The sequence below is a fragment of the Flectobacillus sp. genome (assembly GCF_049240685.1).
Taxonomy (GTDB): domain Bacteria; phylum Bacteroidota; class Bacteroidia; order Cytophagales; family Spirosomataceae; genus Flectobacillus.
Genome location: NZ_JBMLSD010000213.1, coordinates 1 through 7,528, shown reverse-complemented (window position 1 = coordinate 7,528; position 7,528 = coordinate 1). Strand labels below are relative to the sequence as shown.

Here is a 7,528-nt window from a genome sequence, read left to right as displayed (position 1 = left end):
ATTCTGCATGACTACTTAGTAAACCTTTTTTCTGATGAAATCATAATTCTCTTTACAAAAAACAAGATTTGATTTTACTGGAAAACAATACTTTACAAAAGCTCTATTTCTTGATGCATTTGAGGAATTTCAATCTGTTGATATCCTTCGTGTAATAACTTTTCTTTAAAAATTTCTTGGGTGTCAAGTTCTCCATGAACCAAGAATACAGTTTTTACATGTGCCTTATCTTGGCACGAAAGATAAGAGATGATTTCTTGGTAATCGGCATGAGCTGAAAAAGAATCCATTACTAATACTTCGGCTCTGACATCATGTTTTTCACCAAAAATATGTACTTGTTTTGCCCCAGACTTCAATTGGCCTCCCAAGCTATCAGGAGAAGTATACCCTACCAATAAAATACAGCAACGCACATCGTTGATATGATTGGCAATATGATGTTTGATACGTCCAGCTTCGGCCATACCCGAGGCCGAAATAATGATACAAGGCTCTGTGCTATCATTTAGTTTTTTGGATTCTTCTATCGAACTAATGTAATGCAAATTTGGAAAACCAAAGGCATCTCCATCCCCTTTTTCTAAATAAGCTAATACTTCTGGATTAAAACATTCAGGATGGTTTTTCATTACCATTGTTGCACTTACTGATAATGGCGAATCTACATATACCTTTATATGGGGTAAGTACCCCTCCGATTCTAGTTGGTCGAGCGCGTATACAAGTTCCTGAGTACGATCTATCGAAAAAGCGGGAATAATGAGTTTTCCCTTCTGTTCAACGCATACTCGCTTTACTATTTTAAGCAAGTGAGATTTTACATCTGCCTCGGGCTCATGTAGTCGTGAGCCATAAGTAGATTCGCAAATGATATAATCAGCTTGTGGAAACGCTTCTGGACTTTTGAGTATTTTGTCATGTGGACGCCCGATATCTCCCGAAAAGAATACATGAATAGATTTTTCGGCTTCTTTTACCGTGAGCGAAATGGCTGCTGAGCCAAGAATATGACCCGTTTCTGTAAAAAATGCCGTTACCTCTTCACAAATTTGAACATGTTCACGAAAATTTACAGCTTGCATTTGCTCGATAGTTTGTACAACATCATCTTCGGTATACAGATTTTCGAGTAGAGCTTCTCCCCTTTTTTCGCGACGTTTATTGATTCGTGCCAAATCATTTTCTTGTATTCGTGCCGAGTCTCCTAGTAATAGTGCGGCTAAATCTTTGGTAGCAGAAGTACAAAAAATAGGCCCTTTAAAACCTTTGGCAACCAACCGAGGCAACAAGCCAGTATGGTCGATATGGGCATGTGATAAAATCACATAATCTATCTCAGAAGGCTCAAAACCAAACTTTTGGTTCATATCCTGAGTATTCAAACCTTGAAATAAACCGCAATCCAAGAGAATTTTGGTACCTTTTTCAGTAATTAGCAAGTGCTTCGAACCTGTCACACGTTGTGCGGCTCCATGAAATTGAATTTTCATAGTATCAAGTCTAGGAAATTTTAAGTTATTTAGATGTTCATAAAACAAGCCATCCAATCACAATATATCAAAACATTTTTTCAATGCCTCTAATAAAACTCGAATATTGGCTCAAGCACCTCTATAAGTCTCGCAATTGGCGAATGTTTATGCTTGTTATAATCATATTTGTTGGATTAGATTTTATTTTTCCCGTAAAAGTCAACCCACAATATTCTACTGTTATTACTGATTCTGATGGAAAAATATTGCATGCCTTTCTAAATGCTCATGACAAATGGCGAATGCAGACTGAGTTAAAAGAAATTACACCGACTCTCGAAAAAGCGATTATCTTCAAAGAGGATCGTTGGTTTCGTTATCATTTTGGAATCAATCCCATAGCGGTAGGTCGTGCTTTTTTTAATAATATTCTTAAAAGGCGTCGTACCTCAGGCGCAAGTACTATTACTATGCAAGTAGTACGTTTGCTCTATCCACAAGAGCGCACCTATTGGCACAAAATCATCGAAATGGTGCGCGCCATCCAGCTTGAGTTGCATTTTTCAAAAGACGAAATCCTTCAAATGTATTTGAGTTTGGTACCGTATGGTTCTAATATAGAAGGATTAAAATCGGCTTCGGTTCTCTATTTCCAAAAATCTCCCGATGTACTTAGTTTAGCAGAAGTAACAGCCTTAACCATTATTCCTAATCGACCCTCAAGTTTACGTTTAGGAAAAAACAATACTTACATCTTACAAGAAAGAAACAAATGGCTACGTAGGTTTGCAGAGGCTGATTTGTTTGCAGCACAAGACATAGAAGACGCCTTATCAGAACCATTACAAGTACAGAGACATGAGGCACCCAAGCTTGCTCCACATTTGTCTTATCGCCTCAAAACAGCCTATCCAGATCAACCCACAATTCATGCGAGCGTTCGAAGAAATCTACAAATGACGCTCGAAAAGATGGTTCAAAATTATGTTAATCGCCTTTACGGACTCAATATCCATAATGCAGCAGTAATGCTTATCAATAATCAAACAAAACAAGTGGAGGCTTATGTTGGTTCGGCAGACTTTAATAATCCTGTGGACGGTGGACAGGTAGATGGTATCAGGGCCATTCGTTCGCCAGGAAGTACCCTCAAGCCCTTATTATATGGCATTGCCCTCGATAAGGGAGTTATTACCCCTAAGTCAATGCTTAATGATGTACCCAGTAATTTTGGAGGTTTTGAGCCTGAAAATTTTGACAAACAATTTCATGGAAAAGTTACGGCAGAGTTTGCCTTAGCTAATTCTCTAAATATTCCTGCCGTAAAATTGCTCAAAGATGTGTCGACGGCGAGTATGATAGAAAAATTGAAAAAGGCAGAGTTTCAAACCATCAAAAAAAACTCTTCAAAGTTAGGATTATCCTTAGCCTTGGGTGGTTGTGGGGTTACCTTAGAAGAACTAACCAATCTTTTTAGTGCTTTTGCTCATCAAGGTACTTTCACGAAGGCCACTTTGCTTTCAGAGGAAAATCAGAATAAGCCTACTGAAATTATTTCGGAAGATGCGACTTTTTTAATTAATCAAATCTTAAGTCAAATCACTCGTCCAGATTTACCCAATAATTACGAATATACCTATCGCATGCCTAAGATTGCTTGGAAAACAGGAACTTCTTTTGGCAAAAAGGATGCCTGGAGTATAGGATACAATGCTAAATACACCTTAGGTATTTGGATTGGAAATTTTTCGGGCGAAGGTGTACCAGAGCTATCAGGCGCCAATATAGCAACTCCACTTTTGTTAGACATCTTCAACACTATCGACTATAACTCCTCGGCCAAATGGTTTAGTCCTGGTGCTAATTTAGCTATGCGAAAAGTATGTGCCGAATCAGGAGCAATTCCAAGCGAGCGGTGCAGTCACCAAATTGTAGATTACTATATCATGGGTGTTTCTAGTACAAGTACATGTACCCATGCCAAAACTGTTTGGGTTAATGCCGCCACTACTATGAGTTACTGCAATGTTTGTATACCAGATAGCGGTGCTGTTCAGAAACAATACCCATTTTTTGCTCCTGAGCTCATTTCTTGGTATCAAACAAAACATATTCAATATGAGCAAATACCACCTCATAACCCCAAGTGTACACGAATATTTAATAATAATGTTCCAATAATAACCTCTCCAAACGATGGTGCAGAGTATTGGATTGAGCCAACAGAGTCGGTAAAATTGCAATTAAGTGCTCAGGTCGGGAACGACGTCAAGCTCTTGTATTGGTATGTAAATGACAAGCTGTATCAGAAAGTATTGCCCAATCAAGAGCAGTTTTTTTATCCAGAAGCAGGAAAAATCAAAATTTCTTGCACAGATGATAAAGGCAGAACAGCCCATATCTTTATTCAAGTAAAAAGAAACTAAGTTGTTTTTTTTATAAAAATGTAAAAAAGTTAGCATGCTCATCTCGAATATTGGGATGAGTATGACCCTTGTTTAGCTACTGCCACCCTAGGTCTGACGTATGCCAAGACGCAGAGCCCTGCGTCTTAAGTAGGGATAAAATTCTTATTAGATAAAAACACTTATTCGAAAAATCACTCAAACACCAAATGCGGTATTAGTCATGTTTTGCTATTTAAAACAGACTTCATTTGAATAAAAATGGTCGTGAAATAAGAAAAAACATAAAAGGAGCTAATTTTTTTTTATAACTATTTGTATATTAATAAGAAAGCCGTAATTTTGCAGTCCGTTTCGGTAGCAGTACACGGCTTGCCTGTTGTCAGATAGAGCAAGGTGCTGTAAATCAGAAAGTTCAGTTACAAATTTTCTTACCCAAACGCCCGACTTCGATCAGGTAGGGAAAGCTTCCACCCCAACTGGCAGAGAGAGGTCAATCCTGACATTAAATCTCGCAAGTAAGCGCAAATATTTAGCGTCAAAATCCAACATTTAAAGACTTTACAAAGAAATGGCAAAAGAAATAGCTGGCTACGTTAAGTTGCAGTGCAAGGGTGGTGCAGCAAACCCTTCACCACCAATCGGTCCTGCTTTGGGTTCTAAGGGTTTGAATATCATGGAGTTCTGTAAGCAGTTCAATGCCAGAACACAAGATAAACCAGGTGTAATCCTACCTGTGTTAATTACTTACTACAAAGATAAATCATTCGATTTCGTAGTAAAAACTCCTCCTGCTCCAATCTTGATTTTGGAAGCTGCTAAGGTGAAAGTTGGTTCAGCTCAGCCAAACTTGAAAAAAGTTGGTTCTGTAACTTGGGATCAAGTACGTACAATTGCTGAAACTAAAATGCCAGACTTGAACTGCTTCACAGTAGAAGCGGCAATGAGCATGGTTGCTGGTACAGCTCGTTCTATGGGTATCACAGTTACAGGAGAAAAACCTTTCTAATTTGAAAAATGATAATTTGAAAATGGAAAAGTCAAATTTTTCTGTTTCAAATTCTTAAACTTTCAAGTTAGCACATTTTCAAATTTTCAAATTGAAAAGAAATAATGGCTAAGTTAACAAAGAAACAAAAAGAGGCTCTTTCGAAATATGACAAGACGCAAGCGTATTCACTTACGCAGGCGGCTGAGATTTTGAAAGAGATTTCATATACGAAATTCGATAGTTCAGTTGACATCGACGTTCGTTTGGGGGTTGACCCTCGTAAAGCCGACCAAATGGTACGTGGCGTCGTAGCGTTACCTCACGGTACAGGTAAAGAAGTACGTGTATTAGTACTTTGTACTCCTGACAAAGAAGAGGAAGCAAAAGCTGCTGGCGCTGACTTCGTAGGTTTGGACGAATATATCCAAAAAATCGAAAAAGGTTGGACAGATATCGATGTAATCATCACTATGCCAACTGTAATGGCTAAAATCGGTCGTTTAGGTCGTGTTTTAGGTCCACGTGGTTTGATGCCAAACCCTAAGTCGGGTACAGTGACTTTGGAAGTAGGTCAGGCTGTGAAAGAAGTGAAAGCTGGTAAAATCGACTTCAAAGTTGACAAAACTGGTATTATCCACACTTCAATTGGTAAGGTTTCATTCGAACCTTCTAAATTGGCTGAAAACGCTCAAGAATTGATCAACACTTTGTTGAAATTGAAGCCATCTTCAGCTAAAGGTACATACGTGAAGTCAATCAACTTGTCTTCTACGATGTCTCCAGGTGTTCAAATTGACAAAGCAACAGTTAACGGTTTGTAATCATGACGAGAGAAGAAAAAGCAGTCATTATTGGTGAGTTGAGCGAAAAGTTCGCTGCTACTCCATACTTCTACATCACTGATACCGGCGGGTTGACCGTTGCAGAAGTAAACGCATTCAGAAGACTTTGTTTTCAACGTGGCTTAGAATACCGTGTTGTTAAAAATACTTTGATTGCTAAAGCACTTGAAACAACTGGTGTTGATTACAGTGCTTTCAATGGAACAGTTTTGAAAGGTTTGTCAGGTGTTATTTTCTCACCAGAAAACCCTAAAACTCCAGCTAAACTAATTAAAGACTTCAAAAAAGAAGCTGGTAAGGATAAAATCCGTTTCAAAGGAGCATCTATCGAAGGTGGTTTGTTCATCGGCGAAGATCAATTAGTAGCTCTAGAAAACGTGAAGTCAAAACAAGAGATGATTGGCGACATCATTGGATTGTTGCAATCTCCTGCGAAAAATGTTGTTTCGGCTCTTCAAAGCAGCGGAGGCAAATTGGCAGGTATCTTGAAAACTTTGTCAGAAAAAGAAGGTTAATATTTGACCTCTGGTCATCCTTTCTTGAAGACAAACTCCTTGAAAAAGGCTTCCAAGTACAATAAAACGCATATAGTAAATTAAATTCGTAAACAATTAAAATCTATTAATAAAATGGCAGATTTAAAAGCATTCGCTGAACAATTAGTAAACTTGACAGTTAAAGAAGTTAACGAGCTAGCAGCTATCTTGAAAGATGAGTACGGTATCGAACCTGCTGCTGCTGCTCCAGTAGTAGTTGCTGGTGGTGGTGCTGCTGAAGCTGGTGAAGCTCCTGCAGAGAAAACATCTTTTGACGTTATCTTGAAAGCTGCTGGTGCTAACAAATTGGCAGTAGTTAAATTGGTTAAAGATTTGACAGGTCTTGGCTTGAAAGAAGCTAAAGAAGTAGTAGATGGCGCTCCTAAAGCTATCAAAGAAGGCGTTTCTAAAGAAGAAGCTGAAGGTTTGAAAAAATCTTTAGAAGAAGCTGGTGCTGAAGTTGAAGTTAAGTAATTAACACAATATACAGTATAAAAAAGAGTCATAACCAAAGGTTATGGCTCTTTTTGCTTTATTGTGCATTTTCGATTAATCTTTAATTTTTCTTTTATAAAAGAGTGTACGAAAGGTTTGCTATTAGGTTAGTACGATAAATCCGAAATCCAACATCCCAAATTATAAGATATGCCTAGTTTCTTTTGGGGGTATTCCTTTTGACAAACTCATCAAAAGAAAATCCTCCAGAGCCTATTACTGCAAATACCATTAACATAATCAATACAAACACCGATAACCATAATTCAGAATTGAGGTAGCTGAAGCCATTTCTGAGGTTTGTAAAAAATACCGCCACAATCATGATTGGTAATTGCGCAATCGAGGCTGTTCGAGTGAGGCATCCCAGCATTATCATGAGCCCTCCTACTAGATGTGCAAAAGCCACATAGTGTACCGCCACGACAGTCCAAGCGTTAAAATGTAATCCCTGAATCAAACTTGCAAGATAAGTGGTATCGCCAATAAAGCTAACCCCTTTCATGAAAAGCAAAACACCCAAAAAAATACGTACAATGTCGAGCCATGCAGGATGATGCGTATCTCCCCATTGCTCAATTTGCTCTAAAGTAGTCATAGTCGTAAAAGGTTTGATTTAGAGGAAGTTAGGTGTTTTATCTTAAAATGTCAAGAATATTTCCTGAAGAGTTTTATTTTAAGTTAGTAAATAAAAGAAAAGATTAAATTAATAGTATATCTGAGGCAAAATTTGCCTATAACCTTTTGATTATGAATGTCTTCAAATAACCAATATACTGTTAAC

At 38.0% G+C, this 7,528-nt stretch carries 7 protein-coding genes; 5 read left to right on the top strand and 2 right to left on the bottom strand.

Translation table 11 applies throughout. The annotated features are described in order from the left end of the window. Window positions 1-92 precede the first annotated feature (92 nt). Complete coding sequence (locus tag ACOVQ4_RS09745; RefSeq protein WP_421820461.1) at window positions 93-1,493, bottom strand: MBL fold metallo-hydrolase RNA specificity domain-containing protein; 1,401 nt, start codon at window positions 1,491-1,493, stop codon at window positions 93-95. A gap of 83 nt (window positions 1,494-1,576) precedes the next feature. Between ACOVQ4_RS09745 and pbpC the strand changes: the two genes are divergently transcribed. The 5 genes from pbpC to rplL all read left to right on the top strand — a co-directional run bounded on the left by pbpC (window position 1,577) and on the right by rplL (window position 6,723). Further along, window positions 1,577-3,901: a penicillin-binding protein 1C gene (gene pbpC / locus ACOVQ4_RS09740; protein ID WP_421820460.1), complete on the top strand. Its 2,325-nt coding sequence runs from the start codon at window positions 1,577-1,579 to the stop codon at window positions 3,899-3,901. A 550-nt stretch (window positions 3,902-4,451) separates the two neighbouring features. After that, the gene (gene rplK / locus ACOVQ4_RS09735; RefSeq protein WP_421820459.1) at window positions 4,452-4,889 is read left to right on the top strand and encodes a 50S ribosomal protein L11; all 438 of its coding nucleotides are present in this window, start codon (window positions 4,452-4,454) and stop codon (window positions 4,887-4,889) included. Between the two features lie 104 nt (window positions 4,890-4,993). Then, on the top strand, window positions 4,994-5,692 hold the full coding sequence (gene rplA / locus ACOVQ4_RS09730) for a 50S ribosomal protein L1 (RefSeq protein WP_421820458.1): 699 nt from the start codon (window positions 4,994-4,996) through the stop codon (window positions 5,690-5,692). Between the two features lie 2 nt (window positions 5,693-5,694). Next, complete coding sequence (rplJ, locus tag ACOVQ4_RS09725; protein WP_421820457.1) at window positions 5,695-6,228, top strand: 50S ribosomal protein L10; 534 nt, start codon at window positions 5,695-5,697, stop codon at window positions 6,226-6,228. A gap of 114 nt (window positions 6,229-6,342) precedes the next feature. Continuing rightward, window positions 6,343-6,723, top strand: coding sequence for a 50S ribosomal protein L7/L12 (gene rplL / locus ACOVQ4_RS09720; protein WP_421820456.1), 381 nt, complete (start codon window positions 6,343-6,345; stop codon window positions 6,721-6,723). A 175-nt stretch (window positions 6,724-6,898) separates the two neighbouring features. Here rplL and ACOVQ4_RS09715 read toward each other — a convergent pair whose 3' ends face one another. Continuing rightward, window positions 6,899-7,342, bottom strand: a complete 444-nt coding sequence (locus ACOVQ4_RS09715) for a DoxX family protein (RefSeq protein ID WP_421820455.1) — start codon at window positions 7,340-7,342, stop codon at window positions 6,899-6,901. Between the last annotated feature and the right edge of the window lie 186 nt (window positions 7,343-7,528).